Source organism: Clostridium sp. ATCC 25772 (genome assembly GCF_001573875.1).
In the GTDB taxonomy this organism is placed as follows: domain Bacteria; phylum Bacillota; class Clostridia; order Clostridiales; family Clostridiaceae; genus Clostridium_J; species Clostridium_J senegalense.
In genome coordinates this window covers 1-21438 of record NZ_LFRG01000054.1, presented here as the reverse complement: position 1 = coordinate 21438, position 21438 = coordinate 1, and the positions used below count along the sequence as shown (strand labels likewise).

The window sequence follows — 21438 nt, the reverse complement described above, 5'->3', positions numbered from 1 at the left end:
CGCATTTGTTTATATTGCTGCTATTTTTGTTTTATCTAAATAAGTTTTAGATATTTTGTTTTCAGACACGTCCTAATAAAATGTTTCTATTTACATTTAGTTTTTCTTCTTTAGCTGATTTAAATCTTCCAATCCAAAATCCACTTCTTCTAAAGAAAAATTTCCAAGTTCTAGCTCTTCACTACTTTTTTTCTTTAATGTATCATAAAACTCATAACCTAAACTAAATATTTCTTCACTTTTTTCCTTTTTAATCATTGAAAATAATAAATCTTCACCATTTGAATATTTACCTTTTTTTAAATAATACTTTAAAACCATTTTTTCTGTTTCTATGGGAAGTTCATATTGAGAAAGTTTTGAAACTATAACATCTACTTTTTCATTTCCATTGAAAATATTCATTTCACAATCATTATTTACTAGATATAAGTATAAATTTAAGCTTTTAACAAAACAATCATATCCTTCATTGCCATTATTACTACTTAAATAAATATATCCTTTTACACTTAAAAGTTCCGCAACTACCTCACATCTAATATCAAAAGTAGATTTATTTAATAGTAATAATTCTATAATACTGTCGTAAGACATTCTTTCTACCTTATCAAGATCAAATCCGAATATTTCTTTACATGCCTTATTTATTTCATCTATTGCCTCTTCGCTTTTATTTTCTTTTTTTAAAAATTCCACCTTTTTTATAAGTTCTGTCATTCTTTCAACTACTTTTAATATATAATCATTTTTTAAGGCCATAAAAATTCTCCTCTCATATTTTTAAAATATATATTATTAAACCTTAAATATATTTATATTTTACTCCTTTCATACAGAGATTTACAAGCTTTAAAGCTAATCTATATCAAATATTACTTTAATATTATAGGGAAACAAGCTGCAATTTAAATTTATTCAACAATCTTAAAATTTTTTCATACAAGATGCAGTGTTGAATTTGAAGTTATTCGGAGCATGTCTCACTATTTTAGGTATCCAAGTTTTGGAATGAATAATTTTAAAATTTATTTTTATAAAACTCTTGACTCTAACACGTTGTTATGGTTTAACATTAGTTTTGTAATGAAAATATATTTTCTATAAAAAATTTAAAAGGAATGATTATTTTGTACAAAGTAAAAGAAGTTCAGTCAATCACTGGTGTTACCATACGTATGCTTCATCACTATGATAAGATAAATCTTTTAAATCCTAGTAGTAAAAGTGACGCCGGATATAGACTTTACAATGATAATGATCTTGAAAAATTACAACAAATAATGTTTTTTAGAGAACTTGATTTTTCTCTTGAAGAAATAAAAGAAATACTTTCAAGTCCTAAATTTAATAAAAATGTAGCTCTTGAAAATCACAGAAAAATTCTTACAGAGAGAAAAACAAGATTAGAAAATTTAATAAAAATAATTGATAATACATTAGAAAAAGGAGTAGATAATATGAGTAATAACGAAAAGTTTAAAGCTTTTGATACAACTGAAATAGAACATTATAAAAATAAATATAAAAAAGAAGTAGAAGCTAAATACAGCCATACTGATGCTTATAAAGAATATAAGAAAAAAGCTTCAAAATATGAAAAAAATGATTGGCAAAATGTAATGGAAAAAGGTGATATAATCTTTAAAAATCTTGCTAATCTTATGGATAAATCTCCTAGTGATATAGAGGTTCAAACTGAAATTGAAAACTGGAGAAATCATATAACAAACAGTTTTTATAATTGCACTATAGAAATCTTTCAATCATTAGGTGAAATGTATGTGAATGATACTCGTTTTACTGAAAATATAGATAAGCACAAAAGCGGTCTATCAAATTTTATAAATGAAGCAATAAAAATTTACTGTGAAAATAATAAGTAAATAAAATTTAATTCTTTTTCCTATGATTGAGACTATATAAAAAATAGCTATTGCAAAACTAGTTAAATATTAGTAAAGCAATAGCTGTTTTTACATGAATTTATACCATTATTAATTATATGTTACATGCAATAGCTGTTTTATATTATCTTCATTTAAAAATTCTTTATAAAGTTCCTTTATAATTGGATTTTCATGAGATTTTCTTATCTTACTTGTCTTATCCTTTTCATACACCATCTTCATACGTTTTTCTAATTTTTCTTTACAAGATTTAATATATGGTTGTCCACCACCATCAATGCATCCTCCTGGGCATGCCATAATTTCTATAAAGTCATATTTACATGTACCACTCTTTACTTCTTCCATAATTTTTTTAGCATTTTTTAATGAACTAATCACTGCTACCTCTATTTTATTACTATCCAATTCTATAGTAGCTTCTTTAATTCCATCAAGTCCTCTTACATCTTTAAAATCAAGTTCATTTAATGTTTTATTACAACTCCATTCATAAGCAGTTCTTAAAGCGGCTTCCATAACTCCCCCACTTGTCCCAAATAACATACCTGCTCCAGTTGATACACCTAATGGATTATCAAATTCTTCTTCTTTAAGGTTTATTATGTCAATTGAACTTTCTCTAATTAACTTTGCTAATTCTCTTGTGGTAATTACAATATCCACATCACCTTTTAATTCTTTTCTTTTTGCTTCATATTTTTTTGCTATACATGGCATTATAGATACCACTACCATATTCTCTTTTTTTATTTCATATTTATCTACTAAATAACTTTTTGCAATAGCACCAAACATTTGTTGTGGAGATTTACAGGATGATATATATTTTAAATTATCTTTATAATTCATTTCTGCAAATCTAATCCATGCTGGACAACAACTTGTTATTAATGGTAGTTTGTTTTTTTCTTTAAATCTATTTATAAATTCTTTAGCTTCTTCCATTATTGTTAAGTCAGCAGAAAAATTTGTATCAAAAACTTTGTTAAAATTCAACATTTTAAGTGCAGCAACTATTTTACCTGTTGTTATAATATCACTGCTAACTCCAAATTCTTCACATAATGCTACTCTTACTGCAGGTGCTATTTGAGCTACAACAAATTTTTCTTTATCTTCTACAACTCTAGGTATTTTTTCATAATCCATAACCTCAGTTAAAGCACCTGTTGGACATACTGCTACACATTGGCCACAATAAGTACATTTTGTTTCATTTATGGGATTATCAAAAAATGTTCCTATTTTTGTGTTAAACCCTCTATTTATAGGTGTTAATATGTTAATATTTTGTACTTTATCACAAGCTGTAACACACCTTCTACACAATACACATTTATTCATATCTCTTATTAATGCTGGAGAATTACAATCTATTTTATATTCACTTTTCTTGCCTTTATATGGATTTTTACTTATTCCTAATTCCTCAGCTAATTTTCTTAATTCACAATTCTCATTTCTATTACAAACCAAACATTCATTAGGATGATTTGATAATAATAACTCTACTATTGTTTTTCTCACTTTTAAAACTTTTGTACTATTAGTTGTAATATCCATTCCATCTCTTACTAATTCTGAACATGCAGGCACTAATTTGCCTTTTTCTTTTAATTCAACCATACACACCCTACATGTGCCCTTACAATTTTGTGATGTATTATCAATCATTTTCATGTTACATAAAGTTGGAACTTTAATATTTGCTTTTTTACAAGCATCTAAAATTGTCTTACCATTTTCTATACTTACCTCTATATTATTTATTTTCAAATTAATCATAAACTCACTCCCCTAACCCTTTATAATGGCTTTAATAGGACAAATATCTATACAAGCTCCACACTTAATGCATTTTGTTGTATCTATTTCATGTTTAACTTTTGGTTTACCACTAATACAGGATTGAGGACATACTCTTGAGCATTTTGTGCATCCAATACACTTATCTGTAATCTTGTAATCAATTAGATTCTTACACTGTCCACTTCTACATTTTTTATCATATATATGCTCCTTATATTCTTCTGCAAAAAAATTCAAGGTACTTAATACTGGGTTTGGTGCTGACTCACCAAGACCACATAAAGATGCAGATTTTATAACATCAGATAAATTTTTTAAGTTGTCAATATCTTCTTCTTCACCTTTTCCTTCAATTATTTTATTAAGAAGTTCTAACAACCTTCTATTTCCTATTCTACAAGGGGTGCATTTACCACAAGACTCCTCTACAGTAAATTCTAAATAAAATTTAGCTATATCAACCATACAATTATCTTCGTCCATTACAATAAATCCACCGGAACCCATCATTGAACCAATTTCTGTTAAAGTATCATATTCAATAGGTAAATCTAAATACTTAGCTGGTATACATCCTCCAGAAGGACCTCCAGTTTGAACTCCTTTAAACTTTTTATTATCTTTAATTCCTCCTCCAATATCATATATTAATTCCCTTATAGTTAATCCCATAGGAACTTCAACCAATCCAACATTTTTAATTTTTCCTGCTAATGCAAAAACCTTAGTTCCTGTACTTTTTAATGTACCAATTGATGAATACCACTTAGAACCATTAATTATTATTTTATTTATATTAGCAAAGGTTTCTACATTATTTACACAAGTAGGATTTTTCCATAAACCACTTTCAGAAGTTCTAGGTGGTTTCATTGTTGGCTCACCTCTACTACCTTCTATAGAATGAATTAACGCAGTTGCTTCTCCACAAACAAAAGCACCTGCACCATATCTTATTTCTATATCAAAGTCAAATCCAGTTCCTAAAATATTTTTTCCTAAAAGACCATATTCTTTTGCTTGACCAATAGCTATTTGCAACCTATTTATTGCTAGGGGATATTCTGCTCTAATATAGATATATCCCTTTGAAGCTCCTATAGCATATCCACAAATAGCCATAGCTTCTAAAATGCAATGAGGATCGCCTTCTAATATAGACCTGTCCATAAAAGCTCCTGGATCACCTTCATCTGCATTACAAATTACATATTTTATGTTATTTTTAGATTTTCTAGTAGCCTCCCACTTTTTCCCTGTAGGAAAGCCACCACCACCTCTACCTCTTAATCCTGATTTTGTGACTATATCAATAACTTTATCTTCAGTCATTTCTGTAAGTACTTTTCCTAAAGCTAAGTACTCATTAGCAGCTATAGCTTCTAATATATTTTCTGGATCTATAGTTCCACAATTTTTTAGAGCTATTCTCCTTTGTTTTTTGTAAAATGGTATATCCTCCATTTTAGCTATCTTTTCTTTAGTTGATGGATTTTCATATAATAACCTTTCTACAATAACTCCATCTATAATATGACTTTTTATAATCTCTTTAGCATCCTCCTCTGATACCTTAATATAAAAAATGTTTTGTGGAGTTATTTTAATAATAGGTCCTTGTGCACAAAATCCAAAACATCCTGTTTTTATAACTTTAACTTTATCATTTAAATTATTATATTCTATTTCTTTTTCTAAATTTTCAATTATTTTATCTGAATTTGATGCCTTGCACCCAGTTCCACCACATACTAATATCTCAATTTTGTCACTTGAATTTTTATCTGCGTTCCTAAATTTAATTAAATTATTATACTGATTATTTAACTGTATCAATTCTTTATAATTTTTTATTTTCTTCATAGTCTACTCCCTATATTCTTTCAATATATTTTTTACATCTTCAGGCTTTACTTTTCCATAAATTTTATTATTTATTGTAACTACAGGAGCTAAACCACATGCTCCAATGCATCTTAATGTATCCAATGTAAATAAATTATCTTTAGTAGTTTCTCCCTCATGAATATTTAATTCTTTTTTAAACTGATTTAATACATCTCCTGACCCTCTTACAAAACAAGCTGTTCCTGTACATACATTTATTATATTTTTACCTTTAGGCTCTGTTGTAAAATAAGAATAAAAACTAACAACTCCATATACTTTAGACTCAGGTATTTCTAATTTTTCTGCAATAAATCTTTGCACATCCTTATTTATATATCCAAACTGATTTTGTGCATAATGTAATACTGAAATTAATGCACTTTCTTTATCATTTTGTTTTAATATAAAATCCTCTAGGTTGATTAACTTGTTTTTACATCCTTCCATCGTATACAACTCCTATTAGCATATTTGCTTTATGTTGATTTTAAACAATATTTTGAAAATTAAATTTAATAATATTATTTTATTGCTTATTCTATAAAAAGAAAACAATTTTTATAATACTTTTTTCTACAATAAATTCTTTTTACTTTTAATTTGACAAAAATAAAAATGCTTATTTTAAACTATAAGCATTTTCTTAATAACTATCATTTTTAACTCTTATTTGTGTAGTTCTTTTACATATTTCCAAGTTGCACCATTATCTTTAGATTGATACAAAGCCTGACTATCCCCATTATAATCTCCATCCTGACCTTGTCCAACCAACATATTTAAAACATCATTTTCCTCATAAGGAATAGTTGGAAAGTCAAAAGGATTTATAATTATATTATTATCTAATTTTACTTCTTTTATTGGAAATTCTACTTTTCTATAAGATAAGCCTCCATCTTCGGTACGATATAATTCTCCATTTGATCCACCACTATGAGATAAACATAAAAACCCAAGTTTATCATTTATAAAAATTATTCCTGACGCAACACCGGTTTTACACAAGAATGGATCTTCATTTATTACTTTCCACGTTTGTCCACCATCAACAGTATTATTTAATGAATAAAATCTGCTTCCTGCTGCAGCATCTTCAATATTTAAACGATATCCAATCTCTTTTGTTAAATAAAATTCTTCATCATCATTATTTGAATTTTGCAAACTATCCTCCTCATCATCTTTTTTAGGAGGAATTGTTGATTTACTCCATGCTTCTTCACATTTTAAGTTGTATCTAATAGGAGTATATTTATCTTCGTTTTCAGGTACAAACAATGATACAGTGTATCCTATTATTTCAGAGCTAATATCTATATATGATTTATTACCTTGTTCATCAATATTAACTATTCCCTCTGTATTAAATCCCCAATTTCTTTTTCCATAATAAACTATTCCATAGTCACTTTCATTCCAAGTACTTACTGTATCTTCTATTGAAATAGCTTTAATTGTACTTATTAATGGCTTTAATAGTTTATCATCATTATAATTAGCATTCGTATTGTTATTTGAAATTACTGTAATTTTATCTGATTTCTTATTATCATAATAAATTAGATAAGTTTTCTCTTTTTCTTTTGAATCTTTTCCATAAACAAAAGTTTCAAAAGATGTAATCTTTCCTTCTTTATTAAAATTAAGTTTAAAGTTATCTAATATATACAATTTATCTGGCAAATCGTATTTTTTACCAATATCATTAAAAATACCTTCAACTCCATTTACATATATATTATCGCTTTCGAATTTTATTGACCTTTTGTTTTTTAAATCGTATATAACTAATGAAAGTTTATCACCATAATTTACAGCACTATTATAAATTCTTAATCCATAAACTGATGTTATTCCAACAAACATAACAATAGAAATACATATCCATATATTCATATAAGATGATTTTTTACTCTTTATTTCTTCTTTCTCTATCTTTTTTATAGTTATAATTGTAGTAAATATGATTATAACTATAAATAATAGAACACAAATTGATAAAATTAATATATTATGATTCATCCTTCCGAACTTACACAATAAAGCTAATTCATAAAAAAATGCCCAATATATAATTATAAGTATTGGATTTGTTACTAATGATATACTCAATTTTTTTATAATTTCTTTCCCCATTACATCACCATACCTTTTTGTTAATTTTATTAACTTAATAATATACTTTATAAGAAGTATTCTTTTATATCTAAATTCTCATCATTTACCTTTTCCTATATTGTATCAATAATAAATTTATAATAACACTTTTATACACTTTACTTATCCATTTCATGTTATAATTTTAATATAAGATTATATATTAAAACTTTATTCATAATAAATATAATTTAAATTTCAAGTTTTTAATTACCAAAGTAAGGATTTTAACCTTATTATTATATCAATATGTAAGGATGTTGAAATATGAATGATAATATTTATTTTAAAAAATATCTTTCTGAAAAAGACTTTTTAGATTATTGGAAGTTAGTTTCAAACGAAAAAGCAATGGTAATGAACTATGGTAGAGTGTTTACACTTAGAGAAGCAAAACAATTATTTGATTGTATGTTGGGAATAAACCTCAAAAGTCAATATTTAGGATATTTTAAGGTTTTTGATACAAATTCAAATATTTTTATTGGAATAGCTGGAATAAATGCAAATGATAGTTCTAGTGAATTAGAAATTGAATATATGTTGCTTCCTCAGTATTGGGGTAAAGAATATGGTACTAAAATTGTAGGTAATTTAATAGATATGGCTAGGCAAAGAAAAAACATTAAGCGAGTCATAGCAATAACAGATCCTAGTAATGTAGCATCCAAAAAACTCTTAGTAAAGTATGGATTCAACTCACTAAAAATATATAAAATAAACGATGGTTCTTTGGCAGAAATGTTTGTAAAACGATTATAACTCTTTGTATATGTTTAAGAATAAATATTATTTGTTTTCAAGAATTATAAAATAAGTATTTTTCTAAATAAGTTATATATGTGAAATTGAAAAAGACAGGCTTTTAAAACCTGTCTTTTAAAATATTATTCTATACTTTTTATTGAGTCTACTATGCTTTCTTTAAATAAATTTCTTGCTGGTATCAATGATGCAGTTATACATATAATAATTGTAGATACCAAAACTACAAGAATATTAATTAAAGGAAATTTCCAATATATTTGATACCCTATATTTGATTTTGTTAATAAATATATAAAAAAACTTATTATTGTACCTAAAGCACATCCTAATCCCCCAGAAAAAATCCCATAGAAAAACCCTTCTGAAAGTATCATATTTCTGACTTGTTTATTACTAAATCCAATTGCCCTTAACATACTTATATCCTTTTTCCTTAAAAGAATACTCATATTCATAACGTTTATAAGGTTAATTATACTAACTAAAGAAATAATGCCTATAAAGCCATATAAAGTTATAATTAAATTCTTACTCATCTTTTTATTTAGCTCTAATTCACTTTTATAATCTTTTAATACTATATCTTTATAATCCTTTATTACTAATTTTATATCATTCTTTATTTTTTCATAATCCGCCTTATTATCAATCTTTATGCAGACCTTTGAATAATTAGGTATATTTAAAAACTTTTCAAAACACTTATTACTCATTATAGGTACTATATCCTTATTTCCCTCTTTGTTACTTAAGAATTTACCTTTTACTGTAGCTGCTACTTCAAAAGTTTTACTATCTTCCCCTATTAATTCACCATTATTATTATATTTAGCTATATTTAAATCTACTAGATCTCCTTCTTCAATTATTGTATATTTATTCCCATTTACATTTTGAGCTATAACAATTGAAGGATTTTCTTTCATATCCTTTATATCTATTTTTTTACTTTCTATTATTGAAGTAAGATTTTCTAATTCTTTATCATCATATGATATTGGATATGTTGGAAAACTGTAATTGCCTTCTTCTAATTTTTTTAATTCTAATTCATTATTATTACACTGGGATTTTAAATATTTAAATCCTTTAGTAGTAACAGCATCTTTGGACACTTTTAAGTGTGAAGATATATCTTTACTTTTATTAATTTCTTTTATACCTTCAATTTCAGAAAGACTATTTATTATATTATCATCTATTCCATTTGTAGGTTTTTCTATTTCAAATGAACTTAAAACAAAGTCGTATTTAAAATTTCTTTTAAATAGAGTAATAGGATTCATAGTATCTATTAAGAAATTGGCTGAAAATAACATTATAATTATAATGTTCAAAGAAATAACTGTAGTTATAAATCTTTTTTTATTTCTTATAATATTTAAATACGCCATATTCATTTCAAATGAGAAATTTTTTCTTATAGATTTATCCTTTTCAGATTGAAGGGAAGCTTTTAACTTATGTCCTTTAAGACTTAAGTTATTATTAGATGAAATTGCTTCCATTGGAGATATTTTTGCTGCCTTTCTTGCTGGAAAATATGCACCTAATATTATTGTTAAAAATCCAATTATTAAATCTACTTTTATACCTTTAAGTGGAATGTACAATATATTTTTTATACTATATATTTCATTTATAAAAATCTTAGAAAAAGTAGATCCTATAATCATTCCTATAGGTATAAATATAATTCCTATAAATATACTTTCCAAAACTACTAAGGATTTAATTTGCTGTGGAGAAGATCCTAAGGCTCTAAAAATGCCAAATTCTTTTGTTCTTTCTGTAACCATTATATTAAAAATATTATAAATAACTATACCTGCTACTATTGCTATAAATATAAACAATATATTAAAAATTTTATTCAATAAACTTATAGTTTTTATCATATCCACTTTACTATAATTAGGTTCATACATAATATCTTTATATGATGTTGTTAATCCTAAGATAATTAGTGCATCATCTATAGTATATTTATCTTTTAAACTTACATATGATACCTTTTGTAAATTATATCTTTTTAAATTTTTCAAAAAATATTCTTCATTAACATAAGCTTTACCTATTTTGCTTGTGTCTTTTCCTAATATATCAAAACTAAATATACCTGATAAAATAAATTCTTTTTCAATTTTTTCACTTTTTAATGTTCTACCATTTAAATAATTAACTTCATATTCAAATTTAATTTTATCTCCTATATTATATTTTTTAGGAAGTTTTTCTAAAATCCAATCTTCAAGTGCTACTTCATTCTCATTTTTAGGATATTCACCCTTTATAAGATTAAAGTTTAAAATATCCTTTGAATTATCATCATAAGCTTTTATATCTATTTTATATTTAGAATTAGGGATATTATACATTCCTACATCACTTACTATTGTGACCTTATTAAATAACTCATCAGTTCTAGTTTGCTTAATATTAGAGTAATCATTACTATACAGTCTTATATCATAATTTCCGCCACCATCTTTTATAGCATTCTTAAAATTATTTTTAATCATTCCATCACTTACTAAACTTAAAGAAGTTATAAGTGCAATAGCTAAGACAATACTCACTCCCATAAGAACAGTTCTCTTTTTATATTTAAGTATATTACGTGGAATAAGCCCCCAAAAACTTTTCATTAACGAGTCCTCCTATCACCACTTATCTCACCATCAGATATAGTTATTATTCTATCTGCTATTTTAAGATCATGTGTTATCATAATTGACATTGCAAGTAAATCCATTACTTCTTTACTATTTTTGCTATCTAAGTTTCCAGTAGGTTCATCGGCAAATATTATTGAAGGCTTTGGAATTAATGCACGTGCTATTGATGCTCTTTGTTGTTGTCCTCCTGATACTTCTCCAGCAAGATGTCTTTTTCTATCGGTAAGTCCTAAAGTTTCCATTATTTCATTAAAATAATCTTCATCAACTTTTTTTTCGTCCATTAAAATTGGTAATTTAATATTTTCTTCTATAGAAAGTATAGGAATACAATCCATAGGTTTTAAAGCTTTAATTTCCATTTCCTTAAACCCATAACTTTTAGTTAAATATTCAGTTTTTAAAAGTTCCAAAAACTCATCCCCTATAAGTATATTTTTCCTATAATATACTTATATTGTAAATTAAAAATAATGTTTATTCAACTTAGATCCTTAGTATTATCTAAGATTTACATATTAATCCTGAAAATATAATTAATAATAATTATTTGTTGACAATTAATATTTTATGTTTTATAATAAACACATAAGATAAATGAAATTAAAATTATATAAAACAAGCTCAATAAATTTAAACTGTTTTTATACAAAATTTAATATTAAATTCTAAATATATTTGAGCATGTTTCACTATTTTGAGTATCCAAATTTCAAATCCAATAATTTTTAGATATAAATTGGAAACTCTATAATAAAACTGTTATATATTATGTAAATATTGATTATACTATTTTGTATGGTAATTTTAAGGAGGATGTTATTTATGAAAAAATTTGTTTGTACAGTATGTGGATATATTCATGAGGGAGATAGCGCACCAGAAGTTTGTCCTGTTTGCGGAGTAGGCGCTGATAAATTTGTAGAAAAAAGTGATAGCTTATCTTTCGCTGATGAGCATAGAATTGGAATTGTTAAAGATATAGATCCTGAGGTTGTAGAAGGCTTAAGAGCTAACTTTATAGGTGAATGTATTAGCTATTTCCATATCTAATCTTGCATCTTTTATAACTTAAGAGCTAACTTTATAGGTGAATGTACTGAAGTTGGAATGTATATTGCTATGAGCCGTCAAGCTGATAGAGAAGGTTACCCTGAAGTTGCTGAAGCTTACAGACGAATCGCTTTTGAAGAAGCTGAACATGCTGCTAAATTTGCAGAAATTTTAGGTGAAGTTGTTGTAGCTGATACTAAAGCTAACTTACAGGCTAGAGTTGATGCTGAGCACGGTGCTTGTCAAGGCAAAAAAGATTTAGCTACTCTTGCTAAAAAATTAAACTTAGATGCAATACATGATACTGTTCATGAGATGTGTAAAGATGAAGCTAGACACGGAGCCGCTTTTAATGGCTTATTAAATAGATACTTCAATAAATAATAAATTTCTCACCTAAAAATGGTATCATGATTGTGATACCATTTTTACTTAATTATATTTAATATAATGTTTTATACTTATTCATATGCATTATACATCTTTTTATATAATCCATCCTTCTTAATAAGCTTATCATGATCTCCATACTCTACTATACTTCCCTTGTCAAATACATAAATTTTATTACATACATTAGCTATGTTACTAAGCTTATGCGCTGTAAAGATTACAGTTTTATATTTAAACAGTTCAAGCAAGTTTTTCATAACTATAGAAGTAGTTATTGCATCTAATGCAGAAGTGCTCTCATCTAATATTATTATTTGTGGATTTTTTAAAATAGTTCTACATATAGAAACTCTTTGCTTTTCTCCACCAGAAAGGTTAAAACCATTTTCTCCAATTATAGTATTTAATCCATTAGGTAAATTTTCTAAAAATAAACTAACTCCTGACATCTCAAGCGCATTTTTAAGTTCTTCTTCTGAAACATTAGGTTTTGCAAATTTTAAGTTATCCTCTAATGTACCTGAAAATAAGAACGTATCTTGAAAAACTATTCCTATTATATTTCTTATATTTTCATTGTTTATATCTTTTAAAGAAATTCCATCTATACTTGCATTTCCTTCAAAATCATCGTAAAGTTTTACTAATATTTTGCACAAAGTACTTTTTCCACTACCACTATACCCTACTAGCGCAACTTTATCACCTTTATTAATTTGAAGGGATATACTGTTTAAATTATAAAATCCACTATCATCATTTATATATTTAAAGTATAGTCTATCAATTTTTATATTCTCATTAAAACTATCTTTTAAAGTTTTTAAATTTATTGGTTCTTCACTATGATTTAAAACTAAAAATATCTTATCACAACTTACAAAAACCTTTTGCATTTGTTGAAAAAGATTAAAGAAGTCAACAATTGGATCTATAAGTAATCCATTGTACATCATAATAGCTGTAAGCCCACCTATAGAGAGAGTCCCCTGTATAACTTTGTATCCACCTAAAATCATAATAAGAGCAATAATACTCATAACTATAGCACTATTTATATTTCCAACCTTTATAGTATACTTTTTCAAATTCATTATAACTTTTCTTGTATTATCACTGCTTCTTTCTACATCCTTTAGTATTCTTTTCTCTTGACAGTTAACTTTTATTTCTCTTATTCCATTTAAAGCCTCTGAAAATCCATTCCAAAGTTTAGAATTTGATTCTCTTTCATCATAAGAAAGCTTTGATATTTTAGGGCCAGTTTTTAAAACAAATATTGAAATAATAAGCCCTATTGGAATCATAATTAAGGTTAAAGTCTTATCTATTGAATACATATAAATAAACCCTAAGGCAAAGGTAAGAATGTTTTTTATAATAAAAGTTAGTGGTTGTAAAATACCATCAACAGTTACGCTACTATCTTGTACTAAACGCATTATAATTTCACTTTTATTATTACTTTCATAAAACTTAAAAGGCATTTTTTCAAGCTTTTCAAATAACATTATCCTTATTTTATGACCTAATTTTGATTCTAAATCTGCATTGAAATATTCAAATAAAGCTCTAAATATAACATTTAAAATCTGAAGTATAAGATATATTAAACCACCTTTTATAAACACTTCCATATTATCATTTTTACTACTACTACAAATATTAATAATTTTTTCTATATACTTAATAGGATAAGATGATAAAAAACTAGTTCCTATTAATGCTATTGATAAAAATATTGCTCTAATTTTAAATTCACTACAAAGTTTTAACATATTTAAATAATTATTTCTTGTTTTTTTATTTTTCATATATTCCCCCAATTGACTTGGAGAAACTAAGGTTAATTTTAAAAATTAATTAAAACTCATATACATCTTTGAATTTATTTCTTAAATATTCTACAAAGTATTTACTATCTAATTCTTCACCAGTTACTTTTTTAAGCAACTCTGCTGGTTTATAAAGCTTACCATATTGATGTATATTTTCTTTTAACCATACCTTTATACCATTTAAATTTCCTTTTTCTATTTCATTATAAAGGTTTGGCATATCTTTTAATGCTGCATTTAAGAATTGTGCACCATAAATATTACCTAAAGCATAGCTTGGGAAGTATCCAAACTCACCATCAGACCAGTGTAGATCTTGAAGTATTCCCTCACTATCATTTTGTGGTCTAACTCCTAAATATTCCTCATATTTATTATTCCAAATATTTTTTAAATCTTTAACCTCAATATCTCCTTTTATAAGTTCTTTCTCTATTTCATATCTTATAATTACATGAAGGCTATAAGTTAATTCGTCTGCTTCTGTTCTTATTAATGATGGGCAAGCTATATTACATACTTTATAAAAATCTTCAAAGGATACACTTTTAAATTCTTCAAAAAGTTCTTGGACCTTTGGATAAACTAATCTTAAAAATTCTTTACTCTTTCCTATTATGTTTTCATAAAATCGTGATTGAGATTCATGTATGCCCATTGATACTCCACCTTGAAGTCCATACTTTTCTAAATCATCGCTAATTTGTTGTTCATAAATAGCATGTCCACCTTCATGTATAGCACTGTACATTGCACTATAAAAGTTATCATCATGATAATGGTTAGTTATTCTTACATCTTTGTTTCCAAAGTTAGTTGTAAATGGATGTTCTGAACTATCTATTCTACCTTTATTCTTATAATCATATCCAATTAAATCTAACACATATTTCTCAAGTTCTTTTTGTTTTTCTATGCTAAATTTTCCTTTTAATATATTTTCATTTATATTAACTTTAGACTCTTTAACCTTTGATAAAATATTTACTATTTCATCTCTTAACGATGCAAATACTTTATCTAATTTTTCAACAGTCATTCCCATCTCATATTCATTTAATAATGCATCATATGGATGTTTTTCATAACCATAGAAATTTGCAAATTTTCTTTTATAATCAACCATTTTTTCAAGATGTGGCATAAAAATAGAAAAGTCATTTTTAGATTTTGCATCTTGCCATGCTATTTCTGATTTAGCTGCATCTATGGAAAAATTTTTATAGATATCTTCTGGTATTTTTTTAGTTTTATCGCTTTCTTCTTTCAAATTTTTAATCATTGCTGCCTCTTCTAAAGTTAAATCAGAAATATCTTCAAGTTCACATAATAAATTATAAGTTCTATCATTAGTAATTAACTTGTACAATTCTGATGATAAAAATCCTAAAGTCTCTCCTCTAGATTTTCCTGCTTCTTTTGGCATATTAACAGCCATATCCCAGTAAGCTAATCCACTAATATAACTAAAATAATTAATTTTTTCAACTATACTTTCAATTTCATTTAATTGTTTTTCATAGTATTTCTTCATAAAGGTCCTCCTAAATATTTTCTAAATATTCTAAATTTTGTATACTTAATTATATCATTATACATATATAAAATAAACTTTATATTTATTTTATAATTAATAATAATTATCCGTTGACAATTATTATTTTATATTGTATAATAAAAATATAGAGAAGGACATTAAAAATATTAAAATATATAAATAAAAATTTTATTAATATTATTGTTAAAATTTAGGAGGATGTTATTTATGAAAAAATTTGTTTGTACAGTATGTGGATATATTCATGAGGGAGATAGCGCACCAGAGGTTTGCCCTGTTTGTGGAGTAGGTGCTGATAAATTTGTAGAAAAAAGCGATAGTTTATCTTTCGCTGATGAGCATAGAATTGGAATTGCTAAAGATATAGATCCTGAGGTTGTAGAAGGTTTAAGAGCTAACTTTATAGGTGAATGTACTGAAGTTGGAATGTATCTTGCTATGAGTCGTCAAGCTGATAGAGAAGGTTATCCTGAAGTTGCTGAAGCTTATAGACGAATCGCATTTGAAGAAGCTGAGCACGCTGCTAAATTTGCAGAAATTTTAGGTGAAGTTGTTGTAGCCGATACTAAAACTAATTTACAAGCTAGAATTGATGCTGAACACGGTGCTTGTCAAGGCAAAAAAGATTTAGCTACTCTTGCTAAAAAATTAAACTTAGATGCAATACATGATACTGTTCATGAAATGTGTAAAGATGAAGCTAGACATGGCGCTGCTTTTAATGGCTTACTAAATAGATATTTTAACAAATAATTCTTTTAAAAAAGTTGCTTATCTAAAAATAGATATGCAACTTTTTAGTTTATATATTAATTATTTTTTTAAATGATTTTATAGATAAACTACATAATAATGAAAATAATATAGTCGATATTACTATACTTATTATATAAATATCAGTAAGATTTATTTGTTTTAACATTTTACTTAACATTTTTATTGCAAAATAGCTATGAATTGAAGCTAATATTAAAGGCATAGTATATGTTATAATAACTTCCTTTGATATAGCTTTTTTTATAAGCTTTTTCTCTGTACCTATTTTAAGCAATATATCATACTTTTCCTTATCTTCAGTAGCATCATTATATACTTTCATATATAGTATACTTCCTGTTGCTAAAATAAATACTAAAAAAAGTAATCCACCTATTCCATAAACAAAATTTAACCATCTTAAACTTTTCATAGTTTTTAAATAAGTATAACCTATTGTAGTTTTATCTATATTAGAAATTAATTTACTATATAAAACTTCTGCATTTGATTCATCTTTAAGTTTTGCTCCATAAAAATTAACGTTAGTTCCCTTTTCTTTTAATACATCATACTGTTCATTACCAACTATAAAAAATATTACATCTAAACTTACAAACTTACAATTAAAAGTTCTTATAATATTATATTCTTTATTGTCTATATTAATTTTATTATCTTCATATTTTTTAATTGACCCAAGTATATTTCTCTGTATTTTTATAAACTCATTATTTTTAAGGTTATTTTCTTTAAGTTCTTCAACTAATGTTTCTTCTTTTGCTTTTTTTAATATTTTTATAGCCTCATCATATTTAACAATAACAGCATCATTACCAATAGAACTATCATTACTACTTACTCCTTTATCTATATGAACCATATTAGCTGTTAAATCATAGTCTATGTTTTTATTTTCTATCATATCTCTTATTCTATTTTCATTTATATTGTTTTGAGATATAAATGAAAAAGTATATACATTGGATTTATCTTCTACGGATTTATAGGTTAATTTCATAGAAACTGCTGTAGCTAATGATATAATCGTTGACGCCAATATTATAGTTACTATGGCATATACTTTATAATTTTTCCTTAATCTATAGCTTATATTATTTATTGTTATTATATTTTCACCATTATATAATACAGATTTTCGCTTTATTAAAAAATTTAAAAATACTACTACAAAAGTTTTAAAAAATCCATAAGTTCCAATTATAATTAAAATCAAACTTATAACCATATAGAATATATTTTGTGACATATCCTTAGTTGATAAATAATATCCCATACCTATGATACTTATATATATAATCCCTAATATATAAGATAAAATACTTATTTTCGGTATAACATCTTGTTTTTTAGTTGCTTTTAATAAATCTACAATTTTACTCATACAAATATTAACAAATCCCATCACTGTAACTATAGAAAATATAATAATAAATATCAAAATACTAATAATAAGAGCTTTAAGATTAATTTCAAAAGAACTTTTTATATTATAGTCTGAAATTTTTAAAATTATGGTTTGAAAAAACTTTGAAAAAATTATCCCCATTCCACTTCCAATGAAAGCTGAAAATATACCTATTAATATATTTTCTAGAAAATACATTTTCCCTATAGTCGGTAAATCTAACCCCATAAATACATATATTCCAATTTCCTTTTTTCTCTTTATTAAAAAAGTATTACTTGAATACCAAATATAAAAACACATAAAAATTATTAAAATTATAGTTATTACTCTTATTATTCCACTACAATATTCCGCATTCATATCATCCAATTTTTTTATAAGGTCACCATATATTAAATTTTCAAAATTAAACAAAATAATCATAGAAAAAACCATAGATATGAAATACATGGTATATACTTTTAAATTATTTTTAAAATTACTAAAAGCTATAGCAAATATCCCCATTATACTTGTCCTCCTACAGATGCTAACATATCTATTATTTTTCCATAGAAGTTTTTTCTATTTCCATCACTACTTAACCTACAACTTACTTTTCCATCATTAAGCATATATATTTCTTTTGCATAACTTGCAGTTAATGGATCATGTGTTACCATTATAATAGTTGATTTTTCTTTAGTATTTATTTCACTTAAACATTGAAGTAAATCTGATGAAGCCCTAGAATCCAATGCTCCTGTAGGTTCATCAGCAAATACTACTGATGGATTTTTAATTAATGCTCTAGCTGCTGATCCCCTTTGTTTTTGACCTCCTGAAAGTTCACAAGGATATTTTTTCAAATGATCTTCAATACCAAATATAGAAGCCATTTTTAAAACTCTTTTTTCTATCTCTAAAGAACTAACCCTTTCTAAAGCTAAAGGTAGTGCTATATTATCCATTAAGCTCATATTATCAAGAAGATTATAATCTTGAAATATAAAACCTATCTTATCACGTCTTATTTGGGATAAATCTTTATTTTTTGTTTTTGTTATTTTTATGCCATCTAATAATATTTCCCCTTTACTTGGATTATCCAAAGTTGACATAAGATTTAAAAGCGTTGTTTTTCCTGCACCAGAAGGACCCATTATTGCAATAAATTCTCCTTTTTTAACATTTAAATTAATATTTTCTAAAACTTTTGTTCTAAACCCTCTAATACCATATTCTTTGCTTACATTTTTCACTTGTAATATTTCATCCATATTTATACCTCCAAAATTATCTTAAGTATATTAATTAAACATACTCTCTAATAATATGTTAACGCTTTTCTCCTTTGAATTCTCTCTCTTAACATTACTTTTCATAAGTTAATATTACTTTTTTGTAACATTAAGATAATCTGATATTTTTGGAAAGTAAATTTTCAAATCACAATATTCATTTTTTATAGAATCTACCTGAATATCATGCCCTAAACTATTCAACACTTTTTTAGAAAAATAAAGACCCATACCTGTAGATTTATATAATTTATTTCTTCCATTGCATCCAGTAAATCCTTTATTAAAGATTCTTGCTAAATCTTGTTTTTCTATTCCAATACCATTGTCCTTAATATGTAAAACTACCATTTTCTCAGTTTCTATAGCATAGAAATCTATGGTACTATTATCCTTTGAATACTTTATGCTATTGCTTATAATTTGATCTAAAACATAACATATCCACTTACTATCTGTATTTACTATATAATTTAAATTTTTTAAATCTACATTAATATTATTTTCTATAAGAAAGAATGAATTGTTTTTTATAGATTTTTTTATTAACTTATCTAAATTCTCTTCTTTTATAAATAAGTCTTCAAAAAGACAGGTAGACCTACTGCCATACAACATTGAATTTGTTAAAAGCCTAATTTTTTCTATTTGATTTTTAAGTTCATTTCCAACTTTAAAATCATCCATTCTATCTACCATCATATTTAAAGTAGCTATCGGTATTTTAAGTTCATGTACAGATCTACAAATATATTCATCTATTTCTAGTAATTTTTCCATTAATATATCATATTTTAAGTTTGCCTCATTCTCCTTACTTCGTATAGTTTCTTTAATTAATTTTTCATAAAAATCATCATTTTCAATTAAATCTACATATATTTTTTCACCTTTTAAAAGTTTCTCATAAATTTTTAAAAATTTATCTTTCCATTTTATATATTGAATATACAAGTATATAAAATATATAAAAATTATGATGAGATTTAAATAAATAATATCAAAAATCTCTTTTAAAAAAGTTCCTTCACATATTAAATATACGTTCACAATAATTATCATAAGAATTGATAATACTAGTTCATGATAATTTTCTTTTAAAAATATTTTTATATTCACTGAATTATATACCCTATGCCTTTCTTAGTTGTTATAAAATCTTCTATACCTATTTCTTTAAATCTATTTCTTATTCTGTTAATGTTTACAGTTAAAGCATTATCATTTACAAACTCATCATCTTCCCATAAGGTAATCATAAGTTTATTTCTTGGTACAATTTTCCCTTTATTTTTCATAAGAACAGCCAGTATTTTAATCTCATTTTTAGTTAAATCTAGCTTGTTATCCTTACATATAAGTTGTCCTTTTTCCACATCTAAAAAAATTTCTCCACAACATATAATATTGCTACCTATATTACCATAATCATAACTTCTTCTCATAACTGCATGTATTTTAGATATTAAAACATCCGTAGAAAAAGGTTTTTGTATATAATCATCACCACCATTATTTATCCCCATCATTAAATCCATATTAGAATCTCTAGATGATAGAAATATTATAGGCACCTTAGATATATCTCTTATTTTTTTACACCAATAAAAGCCATCATAAAAAGGCAAATTAATATCCATAATTATAAGTTTCGGGTTCATGTTAACAAACCCCTGTAAAATATTTTCAAAATCATTAATAGCCCCTACATTATAACCCCATTTTTCTAAAAGCATCTTTAATTCTTTGCATAATATACTATCATCTTCAATTAACAAAACATCTAACATATATTTTATTATCTCCTTTATTTTGTAAACTCTTATATTAATTCTATAATAGTGCGTTTTTACTTGAATAATTTTACAGTTGAATAAAAAAACAGATTCTTAAGCTATTTTTAATGACTT

16 protein-coding genes and 1 pseudogene are annotated in these 21438 nt (G+C 25.3%); 4 read left to right on the top strand and 13 right to left on the bottom strand.

Features of this window, described 5'->3' with window-relative positions:
* Positions 1-96: 96 nt before the first annotated feature.
* Positions 97-762 (bottom strand): DUF6483 family protein, encoded by a 666-nt coding sequence (locus AZI32_RS15040; RefSeq protein WP_061996600.1) that lies wholly within the window; start codon positions 760-762, stop codon positions 97-99.
* A 365-nt stretch (positions 763-1127) separates the two neighbouring features.
* Between AZI32_RS15040 and AZI32_RS15035 the strand changes: the two genes are divergently transcribed.
* Positions 1128-1886: a MerR family transcriptional regulator gene (locus AZI32_RS15035; RefSeq protein ID WP_061996601.1), complete on the top strand. Its 759-nt coding sequence runs from the start codon at positions 1128-1130 to the stop codon at positions 1884-1886.
* 111 nt (positions 1887-1997) lie between these two features.
* On the opposite strand, the gene AZI32_RS15030 is transcribed toward AZI32_RS15035, so the two are convergent.
* The 4 genes from AZI32_RS15030 to AZI32_RS15015 form a co-directional block, all read right to left on the bottom strand.
* Entirely contained in the window at positions 1998-3698 is a 1701-nt protein-coding gene (locus AZI32_RS15030) for an NADH-dependent [FeFe] hydrogenase, group A6 (RefSeq protein WP_061996599.1), read from the bottom strand.
* A 12-nt stretch (positions 3699-3710) separates the two neighbouring features.
* Entirely contained in the window at positions 3711-5585 is a 1875-nt protein-coding gene (locus tag AZI32_RS15025) for an NADH-quinone oxidoreductase subunit NuoF (RefSeq protein ID WP_061996598.1), read from the bottom strand.
* Positions 5586-5588: 3 nt separating this feature from the next.
* Positions 5589-6059, bottom strand: coding sequence for an NADH-quinone oxidoreductase subunit NuoE (nuoE, locus tag AZI32_RS15020; RefSeq protein WP_061996597.1), 471 nt, complete (start codon positions 6057-6059; stop codon positions 5589-5591).
* Between the two features lie 219 nt (positions 6060-6278).
* Complete coding sequence (locus tag AZI32_RS15015; RefSeq protein ID WP_061996596.1) at positions 6279-7751, bottom strand: hypothetical protein; 1473 nt, start codon at positions 7749-7751, stop codon at positions 6279-6281.
* Positions 7752-8039: 288 nt separating this feature from the next.
* Between AZI32_RS15015 and AZI32_RS15010 the strand changes: the two genes are divergently transcribed.
* Positions 8040-8534, top strand: coding sequence for a GNAT family N-acetyltransferase (locus AZI32_RS15010; protein WP_061996595.1), 495 nt, complete (start codon positions 8040-8042; stop codon positions 8532-8534).
* Positions 8535-8659: 125 nt separating this feature from the next.
* Here AZI32_RS15010 and AZI32_RS15005 read toward each other — a convergent pair whose 3' ends face one another.
* Together AZI32_RS15005 and AZI32_RS15000 are read right to left on the bottom strand one after the other, a co-directional pair.
* Positions 8660-11188 (bottom strand): FtsX-like permease family protein, encoded by a 2529-nt coding sequence (locus tag AZI32_RS15005; RefSeq protein ID WP_061996594.1) that lies wholly within the window; start codon positions 11186-11188, stop codon positions 8660-8662.
* Positions 11188-11631 (bottom strand): ATP-binding cassette domain-containing protein, encoded by a 444-nt coding sequence (locus AZI32_RS15000; protein WP_061996593.1) that lies wholly within the window; start codon positions 11629-11631, stop codon positions 11188-11190. The genes AZI32_RS15005 and AZI32_RS15000 overlap by 1 nt, the downstream gene beginning before the upstream one ends.
* Before the next feature lie 412 nt (positions 11632-12043).
* On the opposite strand from AZI32_RS15000, the pseudogene AZI32_RS14995 reads away from it, so the two are divergent.
* A pseudogene (locus tag AZI32_RS14995) lies at positions 12044-12655 on the top strand (NADH peroxidase).
* A gap of 77 nt (positions 12656-12732) precedes the next feature.
* On the opposite strand, the gene AZI32_RS14990 reads toward AZI32_RS14995, so the two are convergent.
* Both AZI32_RS14990 and AZI32_RS14985 read right to left on the bottom strand, forming a co-directional pair.
* Positions 12733-14478, bottom strand: coding sequence for an ABC transporter ATP-binding protein (locus tag AZI32_RS14990; protein WP_061996592.1), 1746 nt, complete (start codon positions 14476-14478; stop codon positions 12733-12735).
* Positions 14479-14527: 49 nt separating this feature from the next.
* Positions 14528-16036, bottom strand: coding sequence for a carboxypeptidase M32 (locus tag AZI32_RS14985; RefSeq protein ID WP_061996591.1), 1509 nt, complete (start codon positions 16034-16036; stop codon positions 14528-14530).
* Positions 16037-16267: 231 nt separating this feature from the next.
* Between AZI32_RS14985 and AZI32_RS14980 the strand changes: the two genes are divergently transcribed.
* Positions 16268-16813 carry an NADH peroxidase gene (locus tag AZI32_RS14980; protein WP_061996590.1) on the top strand — a complete coding sequence of 182 codons (546 nt, stop codon included), beginning with the start codon at positions 16268-16270 and terminating at the stop codon, positions 16811-16813.
* 49 nt (positions 16814-16862) lie between these two features.
* On the opposite strand, the gene AZI32_RS14975 is transcribed toward AZI32_RS14980, so the two are convergent.
* The 4 genes from AZI32_RS14975 to AZI32_RS14960 form a co-directional block, all read right to left on the bottom strand.
* Complete coding sequence (locus AZI32_RS14975) at positions 16863-18755, bottom strand: FtsX-like permease family protein (RefSeq protein WP_061996589.1); 1893 nt, start codon at positions 18753-18755, stop codon at positions 16863-16865.
* The gene (locus AZI32_RS14970; RefSeq protein WP_061996588.1) at positions 18755-19507 is read right to left on the bottom strand and encodes an ABC transporter ATP-binding protein; all 753 of its coding nucleotides are present in this window, start codon (positions 19505-19507) and stop codon (positions 18755-18757) included. The genes AZI32_RS14975 and AZI32_RS14970 overlap by 1 nt, the downstream gene beginning before the upstream one ends.
* Positions 19508-19621: 114 nt before the next feature.
* A complete protein-coding gene (locus tag AZI32_RS14965; RefSeq protein WP_061996587.1) occupies positions 19622-20647 on the bottom strand; it encodes a sensor histidine kinase in 1026 nt (341 codons plus the stop codon).
* Complete coding sequence (locus tag AZI32_RS14960; RefSeq protein ID WP_061996586.1) at positions 20644-21318, bottom strand: response regulator transcription factor; 675 nt, start codon at positions 21316-21318, stop codon at positions 20644-20646. The genes AZI32_RS14965 and AZI32_RS14960 overlap by 4 nt, the downstream gene beginning before the upstream one ends.
* Between the last annotated feature and the right edge of the window lie 120 nt (positions 21319-21438).